Source organism: Citrobacter sp. C348 (genome assembly GCF_047467975.1).
Taxonomy (GTDB): Bacteria; Pseudomonadota; Gammaproteobacteria; order Enterobacterales; family Enterobacteriaceae; genus Citrobacter; species Citrobacter gillenii.
The window spans coordinates 92019-118497 of sequence record NZ_JASJUJ010000008.1; the positions used below are offsets into that span (position 1 = coordinate 92019).

The following is a 26479-nucleotide window of genomic DNA, read 5'->3' on the forward strand; positions in this document are numbered from 1 at the left end:
GGAGCGCGAAAATAAAGGGAGTAAGTGGTGGTTGCTGATAGTCAGCCTGGGCATATCGATCAAATTAAGCAGACCAATGCGGGCGCGGTTTATCGCCTGATAGATCAGCTCGGACCGGTATCGCGTATTGATCTCTCTCGCCTGGCGCAATTAGCGCCTGCCAGTATTACCAAGATTGTCCGCGAAATGCTCGAAGCACATTTGGTGCAAGAACTGGAAATCAAAGAAGCCGGGAGTCGTGGGCGTCCGGCCGTTGGCCTGGTTGTCGAGACGGAAGCCTGGCACTACTTATCTATTCGTATCAGTCGTGGCGAAATTTTTCTCGCACTGCGCGATCTCAGCAGCAAACTGGTGGTTGAAGATTGCCTTGAAATGGCGCTGGTCTCCGAGATCCCGCTGCTCGATCGCGTGATTGCGCAGGTCGATCAATTCTTCATTCGTCATCAGCAAAAGCTTGAACGCTTAACGTCCATTGCCATCACCATGCCGGGCATTATCGATACCGAGAATGGCATCGTTCATCGCATGCCGTTTTACGATGACGTTAAAGAGATGCCACTGGGTGACGCGCTGGAGAGTCATACCGGGGTACCGGTATACATTCAGCACGATATCAGCGCCTGGACCATGGCTGAAGCGCTTTTTGGTGCATCGCGCGGTGCCCGCGACGTGATTCAGGTAGTGATTGACCACAACGTGGGCGCGGGGGTGATCACCGACGGCCATTTACTGCATGCGGGCAGTAGCAGTCTGGTCGAGATTGGCCATACGCAGGTGGACCCTTACGGCAAACGTTGTTATTGCGGTAATCATGGATGCCTGGAAACGATCGCCAGCGTGGACAGCGTTCTTGAACTCGCACAGGTGCGTCTGAAGCAGTCGATGAGCTCCTCACTGCATGGTCAACCGTTGACGGTGGATTCAATATGCCTGGCCGCCATGCAGGGTGATTTACTGGCGAAGGATATTATTAACGGCGTCGGTACGCATGTGGGACGCATCCTGGCCATCATGGTGAATTTATTCAACCCGCAAAAGATTTTGATCGGTTCTCCGCTCAGCAAGGCCGCAGATATTCTGTTTCCGACCATCGCTGACAGTATTCGTCAACAGGCGTTGCCGGCCTACAGTAAGCACATTGTTGTTGAGAGCACACAGTTTACCAATCAGGGAACGATGGCGGGGGCCGCCCTCGTGAAGGACGCGATGTATAACGGTTCTTTGTTGATTCGTCTATTACAGGGTTAACATTTTTTAACTGTTGTACAAAAAATTGCGCTATCTCAAGCTGATTCAGGTTCTCTTACCTTAGACTTTCTCCACTGTATTATTTTCCTGACTTATATTTTCAAAGCATAACGGTGGAGTTAGTGATGCTGAAGCGTTTCTTTATTACAGGTACAGACACTTCTGTTGGGAAGACAGTGGTTTCCCGCGCATTACTACAAGCGTTAGCGTCAGGGGGTAAATGTGTTGCGGGTTATAAACCCGTGGCTAAAGGCAGCAAAGAGACGCCGGAAGGCTTGCGCAACAAAGATGCGCTGGTGCTGCAAAGCGTTTCTTCCCTGGATTTGCCTTACGAGGCGGTCAATCCTATTGCGCTGAGCGAGGACGAAAGTAGTGTTGCGCATAGCGGACCGATCAACTACACCCTGTTGTCAAACGGACTCGCCAGCCTGAGCGAAAAAGTCGATCACGTGGTGGTCGAAGGTACCGGTGGCTGGCGCAGTTTGATGAACGATTTGCGTCCGTTGTCGGAGTGGGTGGTTCAGGAACAGTTGCCGGTGTTGATGGTGGTGGGGATTCAGGAAGGCTGCATTAATCATGCCATCCTCACGGCGCAGGCGATTGCCAGCGACGGACTGCCGCTGATCGGCTGGGTGGCGAACCGTATTAACCCCGGATTGGCGCATTACGCTGAAATCATCGACGTGCTCGGCAAGAAATTACCTGCCCCGTTGATCGGCGAGTTGCCATACCTGCCGCGCGCAGAGCAGCGAGAGCTGTCTCAGTATATCCGACTGTCAATGCTCGGCAGCGTGCTGTCGGTAGATAGAGTCATGGCGTAGCGTTCGCGACAGCACGGAAGCCACGACGCAAGCAATCAATAAGCCAGGGAGTAGCCGATACTCCCCGGTCATTTCACAGACCATCAACGTAGACATAATCGGTGCGTGCGTTGTCGCCGCCAGTAGCGTCGCCATCCCGGTTAGTCCCAGCAGCACCGCAATCTCATCTGTACCCGGAAGCCAGAATCCCCACAGGCGACCCAACAGCATTCCAACCGACAGGCCGACAAACAGGGTCGGTGTGAACACACCACCCGGCGCGCCAGAACCACTGCTGGCCAGTACCGCCAGTAATTTGCAGATAAAAATCCCGGAGATAATCGAAAGCAGCGGCGGGGAGAGTAAAAACGACTGCACTACGCTGTAGCCATTTCCCCAAACGGTTGGTGTGAATAACGACAGCACGCCAACGATCAATCCCCCCAACGCCAGCTGCCACGGTGGTGAAAGTTTCAGGCGTAAAAAACCGGTGTGGCTGGTGGTCATCAGCCACATAAAGAGAGGGCCGCAGATCCCTGCCGCCACGCCGGTACTGACAATCATCAGATAGTCCAGCGCGTGTAGCTCTCGCGACAAATGCACGGTATAAAGCAGCGCGTTGCTGTCACTGAGTAAATGAGTGGTGAGCAAGGCGACAACGGCGGAGACGACAACCGGTCCCAGCGATGCCAGAATTAACGTGCCAAACAGGACTTCAGCAATAAACAGGCTGCCGGCCAGCGGCGCATGGTACGCGCCGGCCATGCCGGCAGCAGCCCCACAGGCAATCCATAATTTCCATTCCGAGCGTGGGGTAAAGCGCTGGGCAAAACAGGATGCAGCCAGCGCCGCCAGTAAGATCATGGCGCCTTCACGCCCGATGGCGCTCCCGCTGGCGACCACCAGTAATGATGCCAGTGACTTCACCAGGCTGGTGCTAACGTCAAACTGGCCGTCAGTTTGCAACGCTTCCATGTAATCCGTGGGCGCCTGCGGGCGCTGGCGGTTAAATTTCTGCCAGCCCCACAGCAGTAATCCTGCCGCAAGACCGCCCAGAGCCGGGGTCAGCATGCGTCGCAGCGGTGACAGGCTGGATGCCGCATTGACCAGACTGCCTGTGTCGTTACTCAGGAAAAGCCACTCAAGGAGCAGCATGGCGTGGCGAAAACCGGCCACCGCCAGCGCTGCCAGGATACCAATCAGCGCGGCGAACAGCAGGCGGCGAAGCATCGCGCGCAGGTCGGGATAGGCGTGCAAATGATGCATTAACGAAATAATGGCTTCATGGCGACGGGGATCAGCAGCTGCGACTGCCAGTGTGCCAGCGTTAGTCGGGCCAGTTCGCCTAGGGCCTGGTAAAACGGATGACCGGATTTCTCGATAAAGACCTCAAGGAAACGGCCCGACCAGGGTAACAGATGCCAGGCCAGCAGTTGTTCGCACGCGTCATGACGCCCGTTTTCAGCAAGCCAGGCGGTTAACAACAGCAGAGAACCAAAGTGATCTTCGGGTTCATTTTGCTGCATATCGAACTGAATACCGTTGTCGCGCATCCACTGACGCAATGCCAGTGTTGATTCGCCAAATAAGACGTTTTCACGGTCCAGCCAGACGGAACCCCATGGCGGGGAAGGCAGTGCGTAAGGACCAATAAACAAGCGCTGCCAGGCCTGTGAGAGGGATTCATTGGCTTCAATCTGAAACTGACTAACCAGCCCGCACAGCGCATCGTCAGACAGTGGCCACTGCGCCTGCCAGCCATCGGCCCTTAGCGCACTGACGAGCGGAGCTGCTTCTGCGCTGTCTGGCGCATAGTAGAACAGCGCGCCCAGCACGCGCGCTGCGGTGGAAAAGTTGTCACGTTGAGAAAAAGAGGTCATGCAAACAATCCTGAAAAGTGCGGGCTTCCCCGCACTCGTGAGTTAACCTGCAACAGCCATACCGACTGTCATATGCAGACCGTAAAACAATCCGCGGCCAATGATTTCACCGGCAAGCACGAGAACTAAGCCGAGCGCCAGACCTGTAACATGCGGTTCTTTGCGAAGGATCAGCGGGCCACTCAGCAACACCGTCATGAAAAAGGCCACGGTGGTGTAACCATTATACCAGGTTGGTACGGTTTCTATCTGGTAAACCTGGGTTATCGCCCTGACAAATACACCCCCGAGGATCATGCTCACCAGCAGCCAGATTTTACCCAGCGCAGCCGGCATTTTACCGAGAAAAGCCACCAGCCACCAGACGCCACCGACGGCGAAAAATAACGATCCGCTGGCAATTTCGTTACTCAGCGCCGAGGCACCGACCCGGTTTAGCGAATTAAGTGCCTGCAGCGGAGAGCCAACATCGCCCGCTCACAACCGGTGCAACGGGCGGAGTCGATAAAAAATCCGTACTGCGCATTCATGAGCTATTCCTTAAACCTTCTCAATCTCAACCAGGTTAGTGTGCTGCGGGTTACCTTTGGCTAACGGTGACGGGCGCTGGGTGGTCAGCGTGTTAACACAGGCTCCATGGTCAATTTTGTCGCCAGACATATCGGCATCGTGCCAGGCACCCTGGCCCATTGCGCTAACGCCGGGGAGAATACGCGGGGTCACTTTTGCGGGAATACGCACTTCGCCACGATCGTTATAAACACGGACCATATCGCCATTGGAAATACCACGCTTTTGCGCATCCAGTGGGTTAATCCAGACCTCCTGGCGACAGGACGCTTTGAGAACGTCGATGTTGCCGTAGCTTGAGTGGGTTCGGGATTTGTAGTGGAAACCAAATAGCTGTAGTGGGAAATGACGGCGTTTGGGATCGTCCCAGCCTTCAAAGGTCGATGCGTAAACAGGCAGCGGACTGATCACGTCATCTTTCTCCAGTTCCCAGGTACGGGCAATTTTTGCCAGGCGACTCGAGTAGATTTCAATCTTGCCTGACGGTGTCTTCAGTGGATTGGCATCAGGGTCTTCGCGGAACTTCTTGTAGGCGACATAGTGTCCGTTAGGATCTTTACGTTTATAGATCCCCATTTTTTTCAGCTCGTCATAGGAAGGCAGTGCAGGGTCCTTAGCCAACATTTTGGCATACAGATACTGTAGCCATTGCTCTTGTGTACGTCCTTCGGTAAACCGTTGGTAGATGTCGTCGCCAAGACGTTTCGCGATTTCGCTCATTATCCAGTAGATGGGTTTACGTTCAAATTTCGCGGAAGTAGCGGGTTGAATAAAAATCAGGTATCCCATATTCCCGGCATAATCGTTCGGGATAATGTCTTCTTGTTCAACGGTCATCAGGTCGGGCAGCAGAATATCGGCATATTTAGCGGAGGAGGTCATGAAATTCTCAATAACCACAATCATTTCGCATTTCGAGTCATCCTGTAGGATCTCGTGCGTCTTATTGATATCCGAATGCTGATTGATAATGGTATTGCCCGCATAGTTCCAGATAAATTTAATCGGTACATCCAGCTTCTCTTTTCCGCGCACGCCGTCGCGGGTGGCAGTCATCTCGGTTCCACGTGCGATAGCGTCGGTCCAGCTAAAACAGGAAATCTGCGTTTTGACCGGATTCCCCGGCAGCGGCATGCGCTCAATCGTAATGGTATAGGTGGATTCGCGTGCGCCACTGTTACCGCCGTTGATGCCTACATTACCGGTCAGGATGGGTAACATGGCAATGGCGCGGGAAGTCAGCTCACCGTTTGCCTGGCGCTGTGGCCCCCATCCTTGACAGATGTACGCCGGTTTGGCGCTCCCAATCTCTCTGGCCAATTTAATAATGCGCGCGGCTGGGATCCCGGTGATGTGAGATGCCCATTCTGGTGTTTTTACAATGCCATCATCGCCGTCACCCATTATATAGGCTTTATAATGTCCGTTTGCGGGAGCGTCGACCGGAAGGGTTTTCTCATCATAACCAATACAGTACTTGTCGAGGAACGGTTGATCGACAAGCTTCTCAGTAATCAGCACCCAGGCAATTCCTGCAACCAGTGCGGCGTCAGTACCCGGACGAATCGGGATCCACTCATCTTCACGACCCGCTGCGGTATCGGTATAACGAGGGTCGATAACAATCATTCTGGCATTTGAGCGTTCCCGGGCTTGCTCCAGGAAGTAAGTAATACCGCCACCGCTCATACGCGTTTCGGCCGGATTATTGCCGAACATAACGACCAGTTTCGTGTTTTCGATGTCTGAAGTGCTATTGCCGTCGTTTGAGCCGTAGGTGTAGGGCATTGCGGCTGCAATTTGGGCCGTACTGTACGTCCCATAGTGGCTGAGGAAGCCGCCATAGCAGTTCATCAGGCGCGCCACTAGCGAGGCATAAGGGGAAGAACGGGTAATGTTGCCACCGACAATGCCGGAGGTGTAGTTAATGTATACCGCTTCATTGCCGTATTTCTGGATGGTATTTTTTAGACCGACGCTGATGGTGTCCAGGGCTTCCTGCCAGCTAATACGTTCAAATTTACCTTCACCACGTTTACCAACACGCTTCATAGGATAATTAAGCCTATCAGGGTGATTAATACGTCGGCGGATAGAGCGACCGCGCAGGCAGGCGCGGACCTGGTGATTACCATAGATGTCATCGCCGGTATTGTCGGTGTCTACCCAACAAACTTCGTCATCTTTGACATGTAACTGCAAAGCACAGCGACTGCCGCAGTTAACTGAGCATGCGCCCCAGACGATTTTTTCTTCAACCGGCGATACTGATTGCTGTACTGCAGCGGCAGCGGTACGTATCCCGAAAGGCAGTGACACGCCACCTGCGGCAAGCGCGAGTGTACCGATAGCCGAGGACTTCACTAACGTCCTGCGGCTAATACCTCCATATTGGTCAACGTCAGACATAACCCACTCCATTATAGTTATCGCTATATATTACGTGTCACAACGAAATTAATAGCATGCTAATGATGGGTTGGGTTTACCTATTCTGGGGTAGGGCTTATTAATGCATATCAAACCAGGAGTAACCCTCCGCGAACGGAGGGCTGGATTATTGCGGTTCGACGGGGTGACCGTCCTGAGATGGCGTACTATTGGCGGGGGCGTTGCCGCTGCTGGTCCGCGCGTAAAGGATTTTATGCGTGTCGTTGGCACAATGTCCCACGACCAGAGAATCCGGTCGATCGGCCTGGTCGTTTGGCACGATACTTAAGGTGAAGCTGTCTTGTGCAACGCCATTATTAATAATACGCTGCTCAATATCGCTCCTCACTCTCTCGCACGATTCAGGCGCTGCCAGAACCTGCGGGGAGGCGAGGATAAGCAAACCTGCGACAATTCCTGTAGAGAATTTCATCATCAACTCCTTTCATGACAGACATTCATTAAGATTAGCATTTCTGGTGTAAATAACTGTATTTGCTAATATGATTGAGAATAATCTCTTTATGCCGGTGAAAAATGTGAAGAAACAGACCTTGTTAGGTTTCCTGTGCGTCGTGTTGATCGGCTGTGATAACGGCAAGGAGTTGGTTTCCTTCACGCCGGAAATGGCCAGTTTTTCCAATGAATTCGAGTTTGATCCGCTGCGTGGTCCGGTAAAAGATTTCAGTCAGACACTGCTGAATGAGAAAGGTGAAGTGGCCAAGCGTGTGCGTGGCACTCTCTCGCAGGAAGGCTGTTTTGATACGCTGGAATTGCACGATATTGAGAGCAACAGCGGCATGGCGTTAGTGCTGGATGCTAACTATTACCTGGACGCTGAGACGCTGGAAAAAAAGATCCGTTTACAGGGGAAATGCCAGTTGGCGGAATTACCTGCTGCCGGCGTGGTGTGGGACACCGATGATAACGGCTTCGTTGTTTCAGGAACGGGGAAAGAAATGCAGGTGCAGTACCGGTACGACGCGGAGGGCTATCCGCTGGGAAAAACCACCATCAGTAAAGACAACACGTTACGTGTTAATGCGAAACCGTCAGCCGATCCGCTGAAAAAACTGGATTATACGGCAGAGAGTCTATTGAACGATCGTTCTTTGGGAAACGTCACGCAAACGTGTGAATACGATGATCATGCGAATCCGCTCAACTGCCAGCTTGTCATCGTTGATGATAGCGTGAAGCCGGCAGTTGAACACCATTACACGATTAAAAACACCATTGATTACTACTAACCGCGTTACTGTGCAGTAGCCTGCAACAGGTTGGAACCGGGTGTTTTATGTTCCGCCAGATACTGATGCTGGAAGATACACATGCGGATGGTGTTACGGTACTGTCCGTTAATAAAGAACTCGTGAATCAACTCTCCTTCCACCATAAAACCAAGTTTGCGGTAGATGTGAATGGCTTTTTCATTCTCTTTATCAACGATCAGATACAGCTTATATAAATTGAGTACGGTGAAACCGTAATCCATCGCCAGTTTTGCCGCGCGTGTGGCGAGACCTTTGCCCTGGAAATCTGGCGAAATAATGATCTGGAATTCGGCACGGCGGTGTACATGGTTAATTTCCACCAGTTCCACCAGACCGGCTTTTTCACCGTTGCACTCCACCACAAAGCGGCGTTCGCTTTGGTCATGAATATGCTTGTCATACAGGTCCGACAGCTCAACGAACGCTTCGTACGGTTCTTCGAACCAGTAACGCATCACGCTGGCATTGTTATCAAGCTGATGGACAAATCGTAAATCTTCACGCTCCAGCGGGCGCAACTTAACACTGAGGGCGCTTGTCATAACGTATCCTTTCCATTTCCTTTATTGGGCATAAAAATTATGGCGCGACGGTACGGCCGGTGCGGCGGTCAAGGCAGCGCAGGGTGTTCGGTTCCCAGTAGGCATTAATGTTGGCGCTTTGCTCGCATTTATCGCGACTGTCAAAGGCCACGTCGGCTTTATCCCACTCTTTCTCGGCACGCGTATTCACCTTCTGGCGTAACTGACGCGTATCGTTCCACTGTTCCTTTTCCATTGCCGCCTGTTGACGGCTTTGTGCGCTGTCCCCGGACTCAATGACCAGTTTGCTGGTTTCAGCAAAGGCAGAGGAGGTGTATACCACCGCCGCCAGCGTCAACATGGCCGTCAGGCACAGGCGTTTGCTCAGTGTGTTGTTCATGGTGAATTCCTTTAATGAGAAAGGCAAAAAACGATAAAACAGGGTTAAATTCTACACCATTCCTGTTCCGGGTCATACCCGCCTGGCGGATATGGATAAACTGCCCGCATTCTGTCGTATCATGTTTAAACCAAACGTCACTGAATACTGTCCATGCTTACAACGACATTACTTTTTTTCATCACCGCGCTGTGCGAAATTATCGGCTGCTTTTTACCCTGGCTCTGGTTAAAGCGAGGCGCAACGGCCTGGTTGCTTCTTCCGGCCGGGGTGTCACTGGCCTTGTTTGTCTGGTTGTTGACGCTGCACCCGACCGCGAGCGGGCGCGTATACGCGGCGTATGGCGGCGTGTATGTGGTGACCGCACTGATGTGGCTGCGCATTGTCGATGGTGTAAAACTGAGCCTGTACGACTGGTCTGGCGCGCTGATCGCGCTGTGCGGAATGTTGATCATCGTGGCTGGATGGGGGCGCGCATAGCGCCTTTTTTGTGATCAGCTAGCGATTTTACGATCATCATACTTGTATGGTAGTAGCTCAGTTGAGTAGATTTCCTGCATCAGACACAGCGATGTAAGGAATAGAGAATGAAGATTGTAGGGGCTGAAGTTTTTGTCACCTGTCCAGGGCGTAATTTCGTCACGCTGAAAATTACCACTGAGGACGGGATCACGGGGTTAGGTGATGCCACGCTGAACGGACGTGAGTTATCCGTTGCGTCCTATCTGAAGGACCATGTGTGTCCGCAACTTATTGGCCGCGACGCGCACCGCATTGAAGACATCTGGCAGTTCTTCTACAAAGGCGCGTACTGGCGTCGTGGTCCGGTCACGATGTCGGCGATATCTGCCGTTGATATGGCGCTGTGGGATATCAAAGCGAAAGCCGCGAATATGCCGCTGTATCAGCTGCTGGGTGGCGCATCCCGCGAAGGCGTGATGGTTTACTGCCATACCACTGGCCGTACCATTGATGATGTGCTGGAAGATTATGCGCGCCATCAGGAGATGGGCTTTAAAGCGATTCGCGTCCAGTGCGGCGTGCCGGGTATGAAAACCACCTACGGTATGTCAAAAGGCAAAGGCCTGGCCTATGAGCCAGCGACCAAAGGGCAGTGGCCGGAAGAGCAGTTGTGGTCGACGGAAAAGTACCTTGATTTTACCCCTCAATTATTTGACGCCGTGCGTAATAAATTCGGCTTCAACGAACACCTGCTGCACGACATGCACCATCGCCTGACGCCGATTGAAGCCGCGCGGTTTGGCAAAAGCATTGAGCAGTATCGTTTGTTCTGGATGGAAGATCCGACGCCAGCTGAAAACCAGGAATGTTTCCGACTAATTCGCCAGCACACGGTGACGCCGATTGCGGTAGGGGAAGTCTTCAACAGTATCTGGGATTGCAAACAGCTAATCGAAGAACAGCTGATCGACTACATCCGCACCACTATTACCCATGCGGGCGGCATCACCGGCATGCGTCGCATTGCGGATTTTGCGTCGCTGTACCAGGTGCGCACCGGCTCTCACGGACCTTCTGATTTGTCACCTGTCTGCATGGCTGCTGCGCTGCACTTTGACCTGTGGGTGCCAAATTTCGGCGTACAAGAATATATGGGTTATTCCGAGCAGATGCTGGAGGTCTTCCCGCATAACTGGACGTTCGATAACGGCTATATGCACCCTGGTGACAAACCGGGTCTGGGTATTGAATTCGACGAAAAACTCGCGGCGAAATATCCGTACGATCCGGCCTATTTGCCCGTCGCGCGCCTGGAAGATGGCACTTTGTGGAACTGGTAAGGAGTGGTTTGCTATGAAAAGTATTGTGATTGAAAAAGCGAATACGCTGGTGATTGAAGAAAGAGCAATTCCTACTCCAGCGTCGGGCGAAGTCAGGGTCAAGATTAAGCTGGCAGGAATTTGTGGCTCCGATAGTCATATCTATCGTGGGCATAATCCCTTCGCAAAATATCCACGCGTCATCGGCCACGAGTTTTTTGGCATTATTGATGCGGTAGGCGAGGGTGTTGATCGTTCGCGTTTAGGCGAGCGAGTATCTGTTGATCCCGTGATCAGCTGTGGACACTGTTACCCCTGCTCAATAGGTAAACCGAACGTCTGCACGTCGTTGGTGGTGCTGGGCGTCCATCGTGATGGCGGTTTCAGTGAATTTGCTGTTGTACCGGCAAAAAATGCCTGGCCGATCCCGGACTCAGTGAAAGATGAGCATGCCGTTATGGTTGAGCCTTTTACTATTGCGGCAAACGTGACCGGACAAGTTAAACCCACAGAAAACGACATCGCGCTGATTTACGGTGCGGGGCCGATGGGGCTGACGACTGTTCAGGCACTTAAACGTGTCTATAACGTAAAAACGGTAGTGATTGCCGACAGGATTGAAGAGCGTCTGGCAATGGCTAAACAGTGTGGTGCTGACTGGACCATAAATAATGGTCAGCAATCGTTACAGGATTTTCTGGCTGAAAAAAGGTTAAAACCCACAATCATCGTGGATGCAGCTTGTCATCCATCTATTTTACAGGAGGCTATTACGCTGGCGTCGCCGGCGGCACGGATTGTGTTGATGGGATTCTCCAGCGAACCTTGCCAGATTGTACAGCAGGGCATTACCGGGAAAGAACTTTCCATTTATTCATCACGGTTAAACGCGAATAAATTCCCGGTGGTTATTGATTGGCTGGTTAAAGGGCTTATCGACCCGAATAAATTGATTACCCACACTTTTGACTATCACCACGTTACAGACGCAATCGAATTGTTTGAGAAAGACCAGCAGCACTGCTGCAAAGTTTTACTCACATTCGCTGAATAATATTAATTACTGCGAGTAAGTGGTACGCATCTTACCTCTTAGAGATAGCCAATATGAATCAAGAAAAACACGAAAGATCAACGAAAGATCTGGTGAGAGCCGCCGTTTCAGGATGGTTAGGCACGGCTCTCGAATTTATGGATTTTCAGTTATATTCTTTGGGTGCCGCACTGGTATTCCATGAGATATTTTTCCCGGAACAATCAGCCGCCATGGCGCTCATTTTAGCGATGGGCACGTACGGAGCTGGTTATATTGCTCGTATCGTTGGGGCATTTATATTTGGAAAGATGGGGGACAGCATCGGGCGTAAAAAGGTGCTGTTCATTACCATCACCATGATGGGGATTTGTACCACGCTAATTGGCGTGCTGCCGACCTATGCGCAGATTGGTATCTTTGCGCCAGTGTTGCTGGTGACGCTGCGTATTGTGCAGGGATTGGGTGCAGGTGCTGAAATTTCTGGCGCGGGAACCATGCTTGCAGAGTATGCGCCAAAAGGAAAACGCGGCATTATTTCCTCCCTTGTTGCGATGGGAACAAACTGCGGGACGCTCAGCGCCACGGCCATCTGGGCGGTGATGTTCTTCGCGCTTGATCGCGAAGAGTTGTTAGCCTGGGGCTGGCGTATTCCGTTCCTGGCTAGTGTGGTGGTGATGATTTTCGCCATCTGGTTACGTATGAATCTCAAAGAAAGCCCGGTATTTGAGAAAGTAAATGATGGGGAAAATGCACCTGCATTGAATGACCCTTCAGAGAGTTCGCTGGGTGCGATGTTCAGCAGTAAATCTTTCTGGTTGGCAACCGGATTACGCTTTGGTCAGGCGGGTAACTCAGGTTTAATTCAGACCTTTCTTGCCGGTTATCTGGTACAGACGTTGTTATTTAATAAATCAATACCCACCGATGCGTTGATGATAAGTTCTGTTATTGGATTTATTACTATACCGCTTCTGGGGTGGTTGTCTGATAAATATGGTCGTCGTTTGCCTTATATCATCCTGAATATATCAGCCATCATTCTGGCTTATCCAATGTTGTCTATTGTGGTTGATAATTCGTATAGTCCTGGCGTCATCATGACCGCGCTGATTGTTATCCATAACTTTGCCGTATTGGGGTTATTTGCCCTCGAAAATATCACCATGGCTGAAATGTTCGGTGCTCGTAATCGATTTACGCGCATGGCCATTTCAAAAGAGGCTGGCGGATTAGTGGCCGTTGGTTTTGGTCCCGTGTTAGCCGGTATTTTCTGTAACATGACCCAGTCCTGGTGGCCTATTTTAGTGATGGTCATTATCTACTCACTGATCGGTTTAGTTTCAGCACTCCTGATGCCTGAAGTTAAAGATCGTGACCTGAGTGTTCTGGAAGATGCGGCTGAGGTGAGTAAAACCGAGAAGATCCGTGCCGGTGCGACTCAGGTCAGTTGATGCGCTAATCAGCATGGTCGGGAATTCGGCCATGCTGTCACATAACTTCAAATGATGTCATACCAATAGTAAAAAGTTTAATGCAAATCAAAACATACAACCATACAGGCGTTACTCTGAGACAGTCCTGATTTCATTGATAAGTAGGTCATACCATGCAAAACAAACTGTTGGCAGCTAAGGCTGCACTTCCTGACTACAATCGTAGCAAACTGGTCCCACGTATTGTTCATCTGGGGTTTGGTGCGTTTCACCGTGCGCATCAGGGCGTTTACGCGGATATCCTGGCGGCCGAGCACAACAGTGACTGGGGATATTGCGAAGTTAACCTGATCGGCGGCGAGCAGCAGATTGCCGACCTGAAACAGCAGGATAATCTGTATACCGTCGCGGAAATGTCGGCCGATGCCTGGACGGCGAGAGTGGTTGGCGTTGTCAAAAACGCGCTGCATGCGCAGGTTGATGGTCTTGAGGCTGTTTTTGCCGCCCTGTGCGAACCGCAGGTGGCTATCGTTTCTCTCACTATTACCGAGAAAGGATACTGCCACTCCCCGGCAACTGGACAACTGATGCTGGAAAACCCGCTGATCGCCGCCGATCTGCAAAATCCGCATCAGCCCAAATCTGCGCCGGGCGTCATTGTTGAAGCGCTTGCTCGCCGCAAAGCTGCCGGTCTGGCCGCATTTACCGTGATGTCCTGCGATAACATGCCTGAAAACGGTCATGTCATGCGTAACGTGGTTACTGCGTACGCGCGTGCGGTGGACGCCGGGCTGGCAGACTGGATCGAACAGCATGTGACGTTCCCGTCGACCATGGTTGACCGTATTGTTCCTGCCGTAACGCCCGATACGCTGGATAAAATTGAACAGCTTACCGGCGTGCGCGATCCGGCGGGCGTGGCGTGTGAACCGTTCCGTCAGTGGGTGATTGAAGACAACTTTGTTGCCGGTCGTCCACAATGGGAAAAAGCAGGAGCTGAGCTGGTGGCCGATGTTATCCCGTTCGAAGAGATGAAGCTGCGTATGCTTAACGGCAGCCACTCTTTCCTCGCCTATCTCGGCTATCTGGCGGGATACCAACACATTAACGACTGTATGGGGGACGACAATTATCGTGTTGTCGCCCGTGCGCTGATGTTGCAGGAGCAGGCCCCGACGCTGAAAGTGAAAGGCGTTGATTTACAGCAGTATGCCGATCGTTTGATTGAACGTTACAGCAACCCGGCACTGCGTCACCGTACCTGGCAGATAGCAATGGACGGCAGCCAAAAACTTCCGCAGCGTATGCTCGATTCCGTACGCTGGCATCTTGTGCACGGCAGCCGTTTCGACCTGCTGGCGCTGGGTGTGGCGGGTTGGATGCGCTACGTAGGTGGCGTGGATGAACAGGGCGACGCGATTGAGATTAGCGATCCGTTACTGCCGGTTATCCAGAATGCGGTGCAGAGCAGTAAAGAGGGCGAAGAACGTGTTCAGGCGCTGCTGGCAATCGATGCTATCTTTGGTCGTGAGCTGCCGCAGGTTGAGTTGTTCAGAACCCGCGTTACCGAAGCGTATCTGGCGTTACTGGCGGAAGGGGCGAAGGTGACGGTGGCGAAGTATGCCGCGAAATTGAAGTAACGACGTAAAACGTTGATGTCGCCATCCGGCTTATACTCCAGCCAGATGGCGCGTTATTTGCTGGCACTCACACCAATCAGTTCATACCCAGACGAATCAATTCCAGAGGGGCGTATTTACCTTCACAACCCTCGATTTCCACTGTTTTCCCGCGGCGAATTTGCTCTGCGGTCAGGCCATCGGAATCAATAGCCTTGATGCGGCCAGTAATGCCAGTGTCACTGATCATGACGCGGCTGCCGGTGGTGATTGCGTTACGGTTACGATCGTATGTTTTCATGGTGGTTTCTCCTCTCCAACTTACCGTCAAAGCCCGTGGGCTTTTAGACCCACGTAACGGGCGCAATATAAATACGCTTCTCGTTAAAGAATTTTTTTGTTTTCGATCAAAATCACAGCTTTTTTTTGGCGGTTCAGAGGGGGAGATAAAGGGATGCATAAACTCACCCCGGAACGAGGTGAGGGAGTGATTAATCTTCGCTAAACCAGTCGCTATTTTCCTGACGAATCAGCTGAACAGATTCACCGATTTCCTGCAGGTGCAACATCATCGCGCGCTCAACGGCATCGCTGTCATGCTTTTCCAGCGCGGCAAAAATGTCGTGATGCTGACGCAGGAGCATTTCCGGCGGGGAGACGTGATCGAGGCTCATATAGCGAACGCGATCGATGGTTGCCTTGATGTTTTCCACTGTGTCCCAGGCGAGCTGACAATCCGCTATTAACGCCAGCTTCTGATGAAACTCATCGTCCAGCAGGAAAAAATCGTTAAGCTGTTTACGATCAATAGCGATGCGCTGCTGATGCAGATTCTGCTCGAGCTGATAACACTGGTTGTCAGTGATCATCGACGCGGCGCGACGGGCAACCGCGCATTCAATTGCCTGGCGAACAAAACACCCATTTTGCACCTGCGACAGCGAAATCTTGTTCACGTAACTGCCACGCTGAGGACGGATCTGAATCAGGCCGTTCTCAGCCAGTTTGATGAATGCTTCGCGTACTGGCTGGCGTGATACATTAAAGCGGACGGAAACCTCTTTCTCTGAAAGCGGCGTACCGGGCGCAATCAGACACTGCACGATGTCGCGACGAAGAATACGATAAATCTGCTGATTTACCGGCTGTGTAGGGTTGAGTTGCGTTTCTACGGTCATTCATTCTTACTTTTTAGAGAGTTAACCCGAATACTTTATCACTTATTCGGTGGTATCTATACCCGGCACAAGGCCGGGTATAAAAATTAACCCCGGTGGACGCTCAAGCCTGCAAAAGACTGTGCAACAGGCATCATTTCAAGGGTGTTAATGTTGACATGCGCAGGTAATGACGCCACCCACCACACGGCTTCAGTGACATCTTCCGGCGTCAGCGCGGTGGTGTTTTCGTAGGCTTTGACGGCTTTATCATCGTCGCCTTTGAAACGCACGTTAGAGAACTCCGTACCGCCAACCAGGCCCGGTTCAATATCGGTCACGCGCACGGCAGTGCCATGCAGGTCGGTACGTAAGTTCAGGCTAAACTGGCGAACAAACGCTTTTGTTGCGCCATACACGTTACCTCCGGCATAGGGCCAGCTGCCGGCGGTTGAACCGATATTGATAATATGACCACGATTACGTTCGACCATACCCGGCAGTACGGCACGGGTCATATAAATCAACCCTTTGTTGTTGGTGTCGATCATGGTTTCCCAGTCGTCAACGTTAGCCTTATGGGCCGGTTCAAGACCCAGCGCCAGACCGGCGTTGTTGACCAGAATATCTATGTTGCGCCATTCGGCTGGTAGGGCGGCCAGCATCTCTTCAATTGCGGCACGGTTACGTACGTCAAGTTGTGCGGTATACAGGTTATCGCCCAGCTCGTCTTTCAGCTCTTGCAGACGCTCATGGCGGCGTCCGGTGGCAATAACTTTATGCCCATTCTCAATAAAACGACGCGTAATGCACTCACCAAAACCTGCGGTTGCTCCGGTTACTAAAACGATCATCTCACTGTTCCTCAACGCTTTTTATGTGCTATTACCATACCACGTCAATAAATCGTTTTCAGGAGTGAAAGATGTCGTTAACGAATCCTTTTTTACGTCAAAGCACTTTGCCTTATCAGGCTCCGCCATTTGATCACATAGACGTGCATCATTACCGTCCCGCGTTTGACGAAGGTGTTCGGCAAAAGCGTGCCGAAATCGACGCCATTGTGCAAAATTCACAGCCCGCAAATTTTGCTAATACGCTGCTGGCACTTGAGCAGAGCGGGGCACTGTTAACGCGCGTCACCAGCGTGTTCTTTGCCATGACGGCAGCGCATACCAACGATGAATTACAGCGTCTTGATGAAGCGTTTTCCGCTGAGCTGGCGGCGCTGGCGAATGATATTTATCTTAACGCGGCACTTTTTGCGCGCGTAGAGGCCGTCTGGCGACAGCGTGCCGTGTTGGGACTGGATGCAGAGTCCTTACGGTTGTTGGAGATTGTCTATCAGCGTTTTGTACTGGCTGGTGCCCAATTGAATGAAGAAGACAAAGCGCGTCTCAAATTGCTGAACACCGAATCAGCCACGCTGACAAGCCAGTTCAATCAGCGCCTTCTGGCGGCGAATAAATCAGGTGCCCTGGTGGTGGATAATGTCCATCAACTGGATGGATTAAGCCCTGAAGAGAAAGCCATGGCTGCTGCAATTGCCAGGGAGAAAGGGCTTCAGGACCATTGGGTTATCCCGCTGTTGAACACGACACAACAGCCTGTGCTTGCCGCGTTACATGACAGGCAGACCCGTGAGACGCTGTTTACCCGTGCATGGACGCGGGCTGAAAATAATGATGCCAACGATACGCGCGCCATCGTTCAGCGGCTGGCGGAAATCCGAATGCAGCAGGCGAAGTTACTTGGTTTTGCTCATTATGCAGCGTGGAAAATTGCCGACCAAATGGCAAAAACGTCGGAAGCAGCGCTCACTTTTATGCGCGCTATCGTTCCGGCTGCGCGTCGGAGAGTCCATGATGAACTGGCTGAAATCCAAAATGCCATAGATAAAGAGCAGGGCGATTTTAGCGTGCAGGCCTGGGACTGGGCCTATTATGCCGAACAGGTTCGCCGTGAAAAATATGCTCTTGATGAGGCACAGCTGAAACCCTATTTTGCGTTAGATACGGTGCTGAACGATGGTGTGTTCTGGACGGCAAACCAGCTCTATGGCATTACGTTTATCGAGCGTTTCGACATCCCTGTATATCACCCGGATGTACGGGTATGGGAAATTTTTGACCACGACGGCACGGGGCTGGCGTTGTTCTACGGTGATTTCTTTGCCCGGGAATCAAAAAGCGGTGGCGCATGGATGGGGAATTTTGTTGAGCAATCGATGCTTAACGAAACCAGACCGGTGATTTACAACGTCTGTAACTACCAAAAACCTGCCCAGGGTCAGCGCGCCTTGCTGCTGTGGGATGACGTCATTACGCTGTTCCATGAGTTTGGACACACGCTGCACGGCCTGTTTGCCAGTCAACGTTATGCCACACTCTCAGGAACCAATACCCCGCGTGATTTCGTTGAATTTCCTTCGCAAATTAATGAACACTGGGCGAGTCATCCACTGGTCTTTGCCCGCTACGCGCGCCATGTTGAAACCGGGGAAAGAATGCCAGAATCGCTGCAGGATAAGATGCAGCGGGCCAGCTTGTTTAACAAGGGCTACGATATGACCGAGTTGCTCAGTGCCGCATTACTGGATATGCACTGGCACACGTTGGAAAACGGCGAGAGGATATTGTCAGTAGCGGAGTTTGAGCAGTGTGCGCTGACTGCGGAAGGGCTGAATATTTCTGCTGTGCCGCCGCGTTATCGCAGCACTTATTTTGCTCATGTTTTTGGTGGTGGCTATGCCGCGGGATATTACGCCTATTTATGGACGCAAATGTTGGCCGACGATGGCTATCAGTGGTTTGTCGAAAACGGTGGATTAACCCGTGAAAACGGCCAGTATTTTCGTGAGGCAATCCTCTCTCGCGGTAATAGTGCAGATTTGCATGGTCTGTATCCCGCATGGCGTGGGCGTGAACCCGGAATTAATGCAATGCTGCGCAACCGGGGATTAGAACAGTAGCCGGGATAATACGGTCAGCTTACAATCTGACCGTATTATCGGTGGCCGAGACTGCGGCATATTAATTACTATTAATAAATTTACATAAATTTTCTTTATAGCCGCTAAACTATTGTCTATCAGCAATACTCACACAGGGAAAGGATTCGTGATGATGAGAGAAACGGCAGAAATAGATTCAATCTTGATGGAGTTGAATCACTCGATTGATGCGCACTATAAATGGCTAGTCAAAATGTTTCACTGCGTGGTGTTATCTGATGTCACTCAGGCGGATATTTCAGGTAAGAATTCGCACTGTGCCTGTCAATTCGGACAGTGGCTTACCCCGCGTCTGGTCAAGGATGACGCAGATTATAGTTATTTGAGTAAGATAAATGCGGCCCATGAAAAAATGCATTTATTAGGTAAGGACTTGCTATCGGTAATAGTAGAAGAACGCAGTCAGTCATGGCATTTCGACAGTTTTCAGGATGCGCTTCTGGCTTTTACGTCGGCGGTGATGGATTATAAAATACATTTACTGACTATCCGCAGTAATATCGATGTATTAACCGGTTTACCTGGCCGAAGAATGCTGGATGAGTCTTTTGACCAGCAGTTACTTGACGCGCAACCGCTTAATTTATATTTATTATTGCTGGATATCGACCGTTTTAAATACGTCAATGATACCTACGGCCATCTGGTTGGTGACGTCGTACTGCGCAATCTGGCATCAAATTTATTGTCATGGACTCGTTATGATGAGATCGCGTATCGCTACGGTGGCGAAGAGTTCATCATTCTGATCAGAACAAAAACGGATGAGCAGGCATCTCTCGCGGGCTTGCGCCTGTGTCATCTCATTGAACAAAAAAAGATCTGTTACCCGCAGGGGGAGATTGATATTACGGTAACGGCCGGGATCACACGAGTTCGCTCGGGCGAAACGCTGGACACGGCTCTCGGGCGTGCTGACCGAGCCATGTATGAAGGGAAGCAGACTGGCAGGAATCGCTGCATGTTTATGGATGAACATGAGCAGATCACACGGGTGGGTGCCAAAGAGTGGGTAACGACGCACGCCTGAGCGTGAGTTTTGTTGAGATGATTTGGTTTCGTTTAACGTTCATTGGGATTGTCGATGCTATGTTGGGTGACTATTCGCTATCTGTGCAGGGAATTGCCTGATAGCGTATAAAGCAAAACACAAATCTATCCATGCAAGCATTTACCGCTGGTTTATCCGGCGGTTTTTTTTACCTGTCGTTCAGGTAGTCGGCATTCAGGACAAAAAAATGGCCCCTTGAGCAGTGATGCTACAAGGGGCCGGTTCGGTGCAGGACTATCGTCGTTCATCAATCATCCCATCTGTGGCTAAAGTAGGCGGCCAGAAAACCAGAAAATAAAATAATTCCCAGAACGGCCATAAAAACATTCATATTACCCAGCATTGTCTATGCTCCTTTATTTGTGAGTTTCCTCTCTTACCTTAATTTCACCTCGTTAAGGACTATACTAGCAATTTAATCTTAAACAAAGATTGAACCAGGTGAATTATTTCGTCTGAATAGTAAAGTTATCGCGTTATTGGCAGAGAAAAATAAATAAGGATGTCAAAATATGCGGAGCAGGGAAAATATATCGGGGTTTTCTGAAAAAGCGACAGGGCAGCACATGCTCTGTCGCCAGAGAAATTAACAGACTACAGGCTGGCCCCAGGGTTTAGCTCGCATGCCTTTTAGCATCAGCGCCCAGGCCAGAATGATGGCAATCATCAGCACCACAAACAGCGACCATGACGGCAGGGTCGTCAGAATAACGCCGCTGACTAACGGGTTAAATGCCGCGCCAAGCCAGCCCAGTGACTGGGCGGAGAAATAGCTCGCTTTCATCCCCGCGGGGGCAATGTTGTCGATAAGCATATATTCGCCCGGTGCGTAAATGATTTCGCCGATGGTAAAAAACGCTGCAGAAATGCCCCACATTAGCAGACTGTTGCCGGAAAAAATAAAACCCACTAATCCCAGCACAAAGAATAATGTTCCGCCGGCCATTAACGGGCGGATGTTGGCGCTGGAAAGACGGCGCCCGACGACATATTGCAATGTAACCACCATTGCCGCGTTGACGGGCAGGACCACGGCCACCACTTTTTCTGCGAAATCACCGTCAGCAACCACCATCACGTACTGAGAAATACAGGACGCAAATGCGCCGCCCACAAACGAGGCCAAAAACGCTGACAGGGTAAACCAGCATAACGCTTTATCGCGCAGCAGTACCGAGGGGGACCAGACGGATACGTTCAGTCCCTCGGATGGCACTTCTGAACGTTTCACCCACGTCTGGATAAATACCAACGGGAAGGCTGAGCAAAGCGCTGCCAGCCAGAACGGCAGGTTGATACTTTGCATCACCAGCAGCGTGCCGAGCGGCGGACCCACGGTCCAGCCAATGTTGAGTACGGTATAGTTAAGTGAGAAAATTTTGGTCTTGTTGGTGGCAGAGAGGTTATCGGCAAACCAGGCTTTCAGCACGGTGGCAAAGACGGAGTAGGCGCAGTTGATCAGGGCAAAAAGCAACACCACTACGATAACATTATGCACCAGAGGGATCGCGATAAAGCCAGATGCAAAACCGGTAATCGCCAGCAGCATATAGCGTTTTTTATCGAACTTATCGGCCAGAATACCGAAGCCCAGGCTGAAGATAACGCCAATAGTCAGGGCGACCGTCATGGCGTAACCAATCAGATCGACGCTCAGGCCGTACTGTCGGTTGAGATAGATGGTCATAAACGGGAGCGTGGCACCCCGTCCAATCGTCAGTAATAGTGAGGAGGCGAGTAAAGCGAGGGTGGATCTTCTCAGAGTGGTATTCATTTTCTTGCCCGACAATGCATGTTGTTATGTTTTTATTAAATTTCAGACAGAAATAGCACGGCAAAAGTGTGATGTACACTCAAAAAGTTGTCTGAAAATGCCCAGTTATACCTACCTGTATTAATGATCTGTTACCCGGCAACGATTTCCGCTACTTTAACTTGTTTACAAAAATTTAATAATTTCAGGGGCGGGTGAATGTCACGTAAAGACGGGTTGTTAGCACTACTGGTCGTGGTGGTATGGGGGCTAAATTTTGTCGTCATCAAAGTGGGCCTGCACAATATGCCGCCGCTGATGCTGGCAGGGCTACGTTTCCTACTGGTGGCATTTCCGGCTATTTTCTTTGTTGCCCGCCCGAAAATCCCTCTCTCATTGCTGCTCGGTTATGGCCTGACCATCAGCTTTGGCCAGTTCGCGTTTCTGTTCAGCGCCATAAAATTTGGCATGCCCGCTGGACTGGCGTCACTGGTATTGCAGGCGCAGGCATTTTTCACCATTGTGCTGGGCGCATTCGCTTTTGGTGAGCGTTTACAGGGCAAGCAACGGGTCGGCATCGCGCTGGCAGTGTTTGGCGTGCTGGTGTTGATCGAAGCCAGCCTGAATGGACAGCACGTGACGATGCTCGGTTTTATGCTGACGCTGGCGGCAGCGCTGAGTTGGGCCTGCGGCAATATCTTCAACAAGAAAATTATGCAACATGAATCCCGCCCGCCAGTGATGTCGCTGGTGGTGTGGAGTGCCTTGATCCCTATTTTACCGTTCTTTCTGGCATCGCTCGTCCTTGATGGCCCAGGTCTCATCGTACACAGCCTTATTGCTATTGATATGACGACTATTCTCTCACTGGTCTATCTGGCATTTGTGGCGACGATTGTGGGGTACGGCATATGGGGTGCGTTGCTGGGACGCTATGAGACCTGGCGCGTGGCCCCGTTGTCTTTACTCGTGCCGGTGGTTGGGCTGGCGAGTGCGGCAGTGTTACTGGATGAAACGCTAAGTGGGCTGCAACTTATCGGCGCGCTGTTGATTATGGCGGGGCTGTACATCAACGTGTTTGGTTTTCGTTTGCGCAGGACTGCGCAGGCGAGGGGATAACAGTAGCCCCGCCGTGGCGGGGCATCATGACTTATAAACTGCGCATGTTGTAATAAGGCACACCCAGTTCGTCGGACTTGTCGCTGCCGGCACCCATATGATTAAAATCAAACGGGGACTGCTCCTGCGTAGGAGGCATAATTATCGCGTCGCGATTATTGGGTGTTATGGGCTGCGCGGTTTGTTCCGCCATGCTCTGGCCCGAAACAACAAGCAGCAGGGCCAGCATTGCAGATGACAGAAGTTTCATGATTTCCTCGGTTACGTCTTTATCAGGCGATTAGCAGTTACATTGATTCAGCGGATGCAAATACCGGGATTCGCCGTGCATATTTGTCATACGGTACTTATGGGGTGGCACATCAAAATAGTTTTTGAAGGTCCGGGTCAGCGTTTGCTGAGACTCAAAGCCATAACGCTCCGCCAGGTAGAGGATCGGTTCGTTACTTTCTTTTAATTTTTGCGCTATTTCAGTCATTTTGCGGCTGCGGATGTATTGACCCAATGAATGGCCGGTTTCTTTTTTAAACATCCGTTGCAGGTGCCATTTGGAGTAACCTGAACGCTCTGACACCTTTTCCAGTGACAGCGGTGATTCAAGGTTATTCTCGATCCAGTCCAAAATGCTATGAATAGTGATTGTGTCAGTATTGCGTCTGGACATCGTCATACCTCTTTCTGTTTACGGCAGGATTTTCTTAAGCAAATGCTCAAGTGTTGCCACTTCGTCCGCCGTTAAGTTTTTTGTTAGTTCCTGGTGCAGGTCTTGCCCGACTAATTGATGGCACTGCTCACAAATTGTCGCGCCATGCTCGGTGAGTTTCACCAGCACGCCGCGTTTGTCATGTGGATTAGGAAGTCTTTCAATCCAGCCTTTACAGGCCAGTCTGTCGAGCATACGCGTCAGCGCACCAAGATCGACAGACAGCACTTTTTTCAATTCAACAGGGGTGATGCACACCGCGCAGCGGATGGAGCAAAGCACCTTAAACTGCGATGCCGTGATATCCAGCGGTGACAGGTAGTCGTTTAGCAAACGATCTTTTTTCTGATTAACCATATAGATCAAACGGCCCAGTGGGATGATTTCGTTGAACAGATCACTGGTGTTTTTCACAATGGTTGCCCTGGCAAGTAGTTAGTCACGGCTGATATTATTGCTTAGGCAAATATAAGTCAAATGAATGGGTCGGCAAATGCCACGTTTTGCTAAAACGTCAGCACCTGGCTAACCGAACGTTCGTTTCAATATTTTGATTTCACAGGCTTATGCGTAGAGGAGAAAAATGAATCCTTACATCGCGAAAATGGCTTAAACGGGTGTTTTCACCGTATACTTGCCGTTGACGATTAACGCACAGGAAAGATGAATTATGATGGATTTGTTTAAGGCCATAGGTCTGGGACTGGTAGTCCTGTTACCGTTGGCGAACCCGTTAACCACCGTGGCGTTGTTCCTCGGCCTTGCCGGCAATATGAACAGCGCAGAGCGTAACCGTCAGTCATTAATGGCGTCTGTCTACGTGTTTGCCATCATGATGGTGGCGTACTATGCCGGGCAGGTGGTGATGAATACCTTCGGGATTTCGATTCCCGGATTGCGTATTGCGGGTGGGTTAATCGTTGCGTTTATCGGCTTTCGGATGCTGTTCCCGCAGCAGAAGGCGCACGACTCTCCGGAAGCGAGAAGTAAGTCAGAAGAACTTGTAGACGAACCGACGGCCAATATTGCCTTCGTGCCGCTGGCAATGCCCAGTACTGCCGGTCCGGGTACCATTGCGATGATCATCAGTTCGGCCTCGACCGTACGTCAAGGCTCTGAGTTTCCGGACTGGGTTATTATGGTCGCTCCACCGATCATTTTTGCGGTGATCGGGGTCATTCTGTGGGGCTGCCTGCGCAGTTCAGGCGGAATTATGCGTCTGGTCGGCAAAGGGGGCATTGAAGCGATTTCCCGTCTGATGGGCTTTTTGCTGGTTTGTATGGGCGTGCAGTTTATTATTAATGGCGTACTGGAAATTATCAAAACCTACGCATAAAACCTACGCTTAAAAAAAGGGTCCGGTATAGTCTACCGGACCCTTTTTTATGGCTAGTTAGGCTGTTCTTCCAGCGCGACCGGCCACTTGCGAAAGATAATCACGGACCATATCAGCGCAGCCAGTGCGGGTATCGCACCGATGTAACCGATTGTGGACATCGACCAGTGCAAACTGACCTGATTTCCCACCAGTGCGCCCGCGCCGATACCCAGATTAAAGATCCCGGAAAACAGCGCCATGGCGACGTCGGTGGCATCGGGTGCCAGCGCAAGCACTTTCACCTGCATCCCCAGACCTATCACCATAATGGCCACACCCCAGAAAATACTCAGTATGGCGAGGTGCATCTCGCTGTCAGCGGCTGGTAACAGCAGCACCAGGCACACCGTCAGTAACGCGATAGCCGCACTTATCAGCCCGGATGCATGCTGATTACCCAGCTTGCCAAAGATGAGGCTGCCGATAATGCCCGCCGCACCCAGAACCAGTAACAACACGGTCGCAAAATTGGCACTCAGTCCGGCAACGGTCTGAACAAAGGGTTCTATATAGCTGTAAGCCGTGTAGTGCGCGGTGACTACAATGACCGTCAATAAATAAATGCTCATCAGCGCCGGGCGGCGAAACAGCAGCGGCAGGCTTTTTAGCGAGCCTGAATGCTCACTGGGTAGTTTTGGCAGCAGTTTAATCAGACAGAGCAAGGTGACTAATGCGGCGACGCCGATAGCGAAGAAGGTTGTGCGCCAGCCAAAATACTGGCCGACGATACGGCCAATAGGCAGACCCAGCACCATCGCCAGCGCGGTCCCGGTAGCAATCAGGCTCAACGCCTGCGCACGTTTGCCGGCGGGTGCCATGCGAATCGCTAATGACGCGGTAATCGACCAGAAAATGGCGTGTGCGAAGGCAATACCAATACGGCTAATGACCAGCACGGTAAAGTTCCATGCCAGGAAAGAGAGCACATGACTGGCGATAAACAGCGCGAAAAGGGAAATCAGAAGTTTGCGTCGCTCCACCTGACTGGTAAGCAGCATAAACGGCAGTGACATCAGGGCAACGACCCAGGCATAGATGGTCAGCATGATCCCGACCTGCGCTGTTTGCATATTAAAGCTTTGCGCGATGTCGGAGAGCAAACCGACGGGAACAAACTCCGTGGTATTGAAAATAAAAGCGGCAATAGCCAGCGTAACGACCCGTAGCCACGCGACCTTGCGGGAAACAGTGTGTGTTGTCATATCAAATAAATTGGATTAGCTGCGAAAAGGTGAGGTCACGATCTTAAAACGGTTACTGGTGAAAATACAATCATTTCGTGATTCAAATCACATTTTTATGCCTAATGCCTG

At 51.2% G+C, this 26479-nt stretch carries 27 protein-coding genes and 1 pseudogene; 12 read left to right on the plus strand and 16 right to left on the minus strand.

Going from position 1 to position 26479, the window contains the following annotated elements; all coding sequences use genetic code 11:
• The first annotated feature begins 27 nt into the window (after positions 1 to 27).
• A complete protein-coding gene (gene mlc / locus QNN86_RS15795) occupies positions 28 to 1248 on the plus strand; it encodes a sugar metabolism global transcriptional regulator Mlc (protein WP_115259946.1) in 1221 nt (406 codons plus the stop codon).
• Between the two features lie 125 nt (positions 1249 to 1373).
• Positions 1374 to 2069 (plus strand): dethiobiotin synthase, encoded by a 696-nt coding sequence (gene bioD, locus QNN86_RS15800; RefSeq protein ID WP_414211640.1) that lies wholly within the window; start codon positions 1374 to 1376, stop codon positions 2067 to 2069.
• Here bioD and clcB read toward each other — a convergent pair.
• From clcB to QNN86_RS15825, 5 genes and pseudogenes are all read right to left on the minus strand, one after another.
• Entirely contained in the window at positions 2025 to 3314 is a 1290-nt protein-coding gene (gene clcB / locus QNN86_RS15805; protein ID WP_414211642.1) for a voltage-gated ClC-type chloride channel ClcB, read from the minus strand. The two genes, bioD and clcB, sit on opposite strands and share 45 nt — an antisense overlap.
• Entirely contained in the window at positions 3314 to 3928 is a 615-nt protein-coding gene (dmsD, locus tag QNN86_RS15810; RefSeq protein WP_414211644.1) for a Tat proofreading chaperone DmsD, read from the minus strand. The genes clcB and dmsD overlap by 1 nt, the downstream gene beginning before the upstream one ends.
• 42 nt (positions 3929 to 3970) lie before the next feature.
• A pseudogene (locus tag QNN86_RS15815) lies at positions 3971 to 4396 on the minus strand (DmsC/YnfH family molybdoenzyme membrane anchor subunit); the annotation flags it as partial.
• 72 nt (positions 4397 to 4468) lie between these two features.
• Positions 4469 to 6907: a selenate/tellurate reductase subunit YnfE gene (ynfE, locus tag QNN86_RS15820; protein ID WP_414211646.1), complete on the minus strand. Its 2439-nt coding sequence runs from the start codon at positions 6905 to 6907 to the stop codon at positions 4469 to 4471.
• Between the two features lie 148 nt (positions 6908 to 7055).
• Positions 7056 to 7361, minus strand: coding sequence for a DUF1161 domain-containing protein (locus QNN86_RS15825; protein ID WP_181619385.1), 306 nt, complete (start codon positions 7359 to 7361; stop codon positions 7056 to 7058).
• A gap of 106 nt (positions 7362 to 7467) precedes the next feature.
• Here QNN86_RS15825 and QNN86_RS15830 point away from each other — a divergent pair, with 106 nt between their 5' ends.
• Positions 7468 to 8178: a YnfC family lipoprotein gene (locus QNN86_RS15830; protein ID WP_181619479.1), complete on the plus strand. Its 711-nt coding sequence runs from the start codon at positions 7468 to 7470 to the stop codon at positions 8176 to 8178.
• Positions 8179 to 8183: 5 nt separating this feature from the next.
• On the opposite strand, the gene speG is transcribed toward QNN86_RS15830, so the two are convergent.
• Both speG and QNN86_RS15840 read right to left on the minus strand, forming a co-directional pair.
• Positions 8184 to 8744, minus strand: coding sequence for a spermidine N1-acetyltransferase (speG, locus tag QNN86_RS15835; protein ID WP_115258532.1), 561 nt, complete (start codon positions 8742 to 8744; stop codon positions 8184 to 8186).
• A 37-nt stretch (positions 8745 to 8781) separates the two neighbouring features.
• A complete protein-coding gene (locus tag QNN86_RS15840; RefSeq protein WP_181619386.1) occupies positions 8782 to 9123 on the minus strand; it encodes a DUF1283 family protein in 342 nt (113 codons plus the stop codon).
• A gap of 153 nt (positions 9124 to 9276) precedes the next feature.
• On the opposite strand from QNN86_RS15840, the gene QNN86_RS15845 reads away from it, so the two are divergent.
• The 5 genes from QNN86_RS15845 to QNN86_RS15865 all read left to right on the plus strand — a co-directional run bounded on the left by QNN86_RS15845 (position 9277) and on the right by QNN86_RS15865 (position 15013).
• On the plus strand, positions 9277 to 9603 hold the full coding sequence (locus QNN86_RS15845) for a YnfA family protein (protein ID WP_181619387.1): 327 nt from the start codon (positions 9277 to 9279) through the stop codon (positions 9601 to 9603).
• A 107-nt stretch (positions 9604 to 9710) separates the two neighbouring features.
• Entirely contained in the window at positions 9711 to 10925 is a 1215-nt protein-coding gene (gene rspA, locus QNN86_RS15850) for a starvation-sensing protein RspA (protein ID WP_096757093.1), read from the plus strand.
• 13 nt (positions 10926 to 10938) lie between these two features.
• Positions 10939 to 11958 carry a Zn-dependent oxidoreductase gene (locus QNN86_RS15855; protein WP_414211650.1) on the plus strand — a complete coding sequence of 340 codons (1020 nt, stop codon included), beginning with the start codon at positions 10939 to 10941 and terminating at the stop codon, positions 11956 to 11958.
• 53 nt (positions 11959 to 12011) lie between these two features.
• A complete protein-coding gene (locus QNN86_RS15860) occupies positions 12012 to 13391 on the plus strand; it encodes an MFS transporter (RefSeq protein ID WP_117343094.1) in 1380 nt (459 codons plus the stop codon).
• 155 nt (positions 13392 to 13546) lie between these two features.
• A complete protein-coding gene (locus QNN86_RS15865) occupies positions 13547 to 15013 on the plus strand; it encodes a mannitol dehydrogenase family protein (RefSeq protein WP_414211652.1) in 1467 nt (488 codons plus the stop codon).
• 76 nt (positions 15014 to 15089) lie between these two features.
• Here the strand turns inward: QNN86_RS15865 and ydfZ are convergent, their stop codons facing one another.
• The 3 genes from ydfZ to ydfG all read right to left on the minus strand — a co-directional run bounded on the left by ydfZ (position 15090) and on the right by ydfG (position 17003).
• On the minus strand, positions 15090 to 15293 hold the full coding sequence (gene ydfZ / locus QNN86_RS15870) for a putative selenium delivery protein YdfZ (RefSeq protein ID WP_096757090.1): 204 nt from the start codon (positions 15291 to 15293) through the stop codon (positions 15090 to 15092).
• A gap of 190 nt (positions 15294 to 15483) precedes the next feature.
• Positions 15484 to 16170 (minus strand): GntR family transcriptional regulator, encoded by a 687-nt coding sequence (locus QNN86_RS15875; protein WP_115258527.1) that lies wholly within the window; start codon positions 16168 to 16170, stop codon positions 15484 to 15486.
• A gap of 86 nt (positions 16171 to 16256) precedes the next feature.
• On the minus strand, positions 16257 to 17003 hold the full coding sequence (gene ydfG, locus QNN86_RS15880) for a bifunctional NADP-dependent 3-hydroxy acid dehydrogenase/3-hydroxypropionate dehydrogenase YdfG (protein ID WP_096757088.1): 747 nt from the start codon (positions 17001 to 17003) through the stop codon (positions 16257 to 16259).
• Between the two features lie 71 nt (positions 17004 to 17074).
• On the opposite strand from ydfG, the gene dcp reads away from it, so the two are divergent.
• Both dcp and QNN86_RS15890 read left to right on the plus strand, forming a co-directional pair.
• Positions 17075 to 19120, plus strand: a complete 2046-nt coding sequence (gene dcp / locus QNN86_RS15885) for a peptidyl-dipeptidase Dcp (protein WP_414211655.1) — start codon at positions 17075 to 17077, stop codon at positions 19118 to 19120.
• A 151-nt stretch (positions 19121 to 19271) separates the two neighbouring features.
• Positions 19272 to 20192 carry a diguanylate cyclase gene (locus tag QNN86_RS15890; RefSeq protein WP_414211657.1) on the plus strand — a complete coding sequence of 307 codons (921 nt, stop codon included), beginning with the start codon at positions 19272 to 19274 and terminating at the stop codon, positions 20190 to 20192.
• Positions 20193 to 20460: 268 nt separating this feature from the next.
• Here the strand turns inward: QNN86_RS15890 and mgtS are convergent, their stop codons facing one another.
• Positions 20461 to 20556: a protein MgtS gene (gene mgtS / locus QNN86_RS15895; protein WP_096757085.1), complete on the minus strand. Its 96-nt coding sequence runs from the start codon at positions 20554 to 20556 to the stop codon at positions 20461 to 20463.
• Positions 20557 to 20799: 243 nt separating this feature from the next.
• Positions 20800 to 21987 carry an efflux MFS transporter YdeE gene (ydeE, locus tag QNN86_RS15900; protein WP_115258524.1) on the minus strand — a complete coding sequence of 396 codons (1188 nt, stop codon included), beginning with the start codon at positions 21985 to 21987 and terminating at the stop codon, positions 20800 to 20802.
• A 198-nt stretch (positions 21988 to 22185) separates the two neighbouring features.
• Here ydeE and eamA point away from each other — a divergent pair, with 198 nt between their 5' ends.
• Entirely contained in the window at positions 22186 to 23085 is a 900-nt protein-coding gene (gene eamA, locus QNN86_RS15905) for an O-acetylserine/cysteine exporter (protein ID WP_096757083.1), read from the plus strand.
• 31 nt (positions 23086 to 23116) lie between these two features.
• Here eamA and marB read toward each other — a convergent pair whose 3' ends face one another.
• From marB to marR, 3 genes are read right to left on the minus strand one after another with little or no spacing between them, the layout of a single operon-like run.
• Positions 23117 to 23335, minus strand: coding sequence for a multiple antibiotic resistance protein MarB (marB, locus tag QNN86_RS15910; RefSeq protein ID WP_096757082.1), 219 nt, complete (start codon positions 23333 to 23335; stop codon positions 23117 to 23119).
• 30 nt (positions 23336 to 23365) lie between these two features.
• Entirely contained in the window at positions 23366 to 23749 is a 384-nt protein-coding gene (gene marA / locus QNN86_RS15915) for an MDR efflux pump AcrAB transcriptional activator MarA (RefSeq protein WP_138140554.1), read from the minus strand.
• Positions 23750 to 23767: 18 nt separating this feature from the next.
• On the minus strand, positions 23768 to 24202 hold the full coding sequence (gene marR, locus QNN86_RS15920; RefSeq protein ID WP_096757081.1) for a multiple antibiotic resistance transcriptional regulator MarR: 435 nt from the start codon (positions 24200 to 24202) through the stop codon (positions 23768 to 23770).
• 256 nt (positions 24203 to 24458) lie between these two features.
• On the opposite strand from marR, the gene QNN86_RS15925 reads away from it, so the two are divergent.
• The gene (locus tag QNN86_RS15925; RefSeq protein ID WP_096757080.1) at positions 24459 to 25124 is read left to right on the plus strand and encodes a MarC family NAAT transporter; all 666 of its coding nucleotides are present in this window, start codon (positions 24459 to 24461) and stop codon (positions 25122 to 25124) included.
• A 53-nt stretch (positions 25125 to 25177) separates the two neighbouring features.
• On the opposite strand, the gene QNN86_RS15930 is transcribed toward QNN86_RS15925, so the two are convergent.
• Entirely contained in the window at positions 25178 to 26368 is a 1191-nt protein-coding gene (locus QNN86_RS15930) for a sugar transporter (RefSeq protein WP_414211661.1), read from the minus strand.
• Positions 26369 to 26479 lie beyond the last annotated feature (111 nt).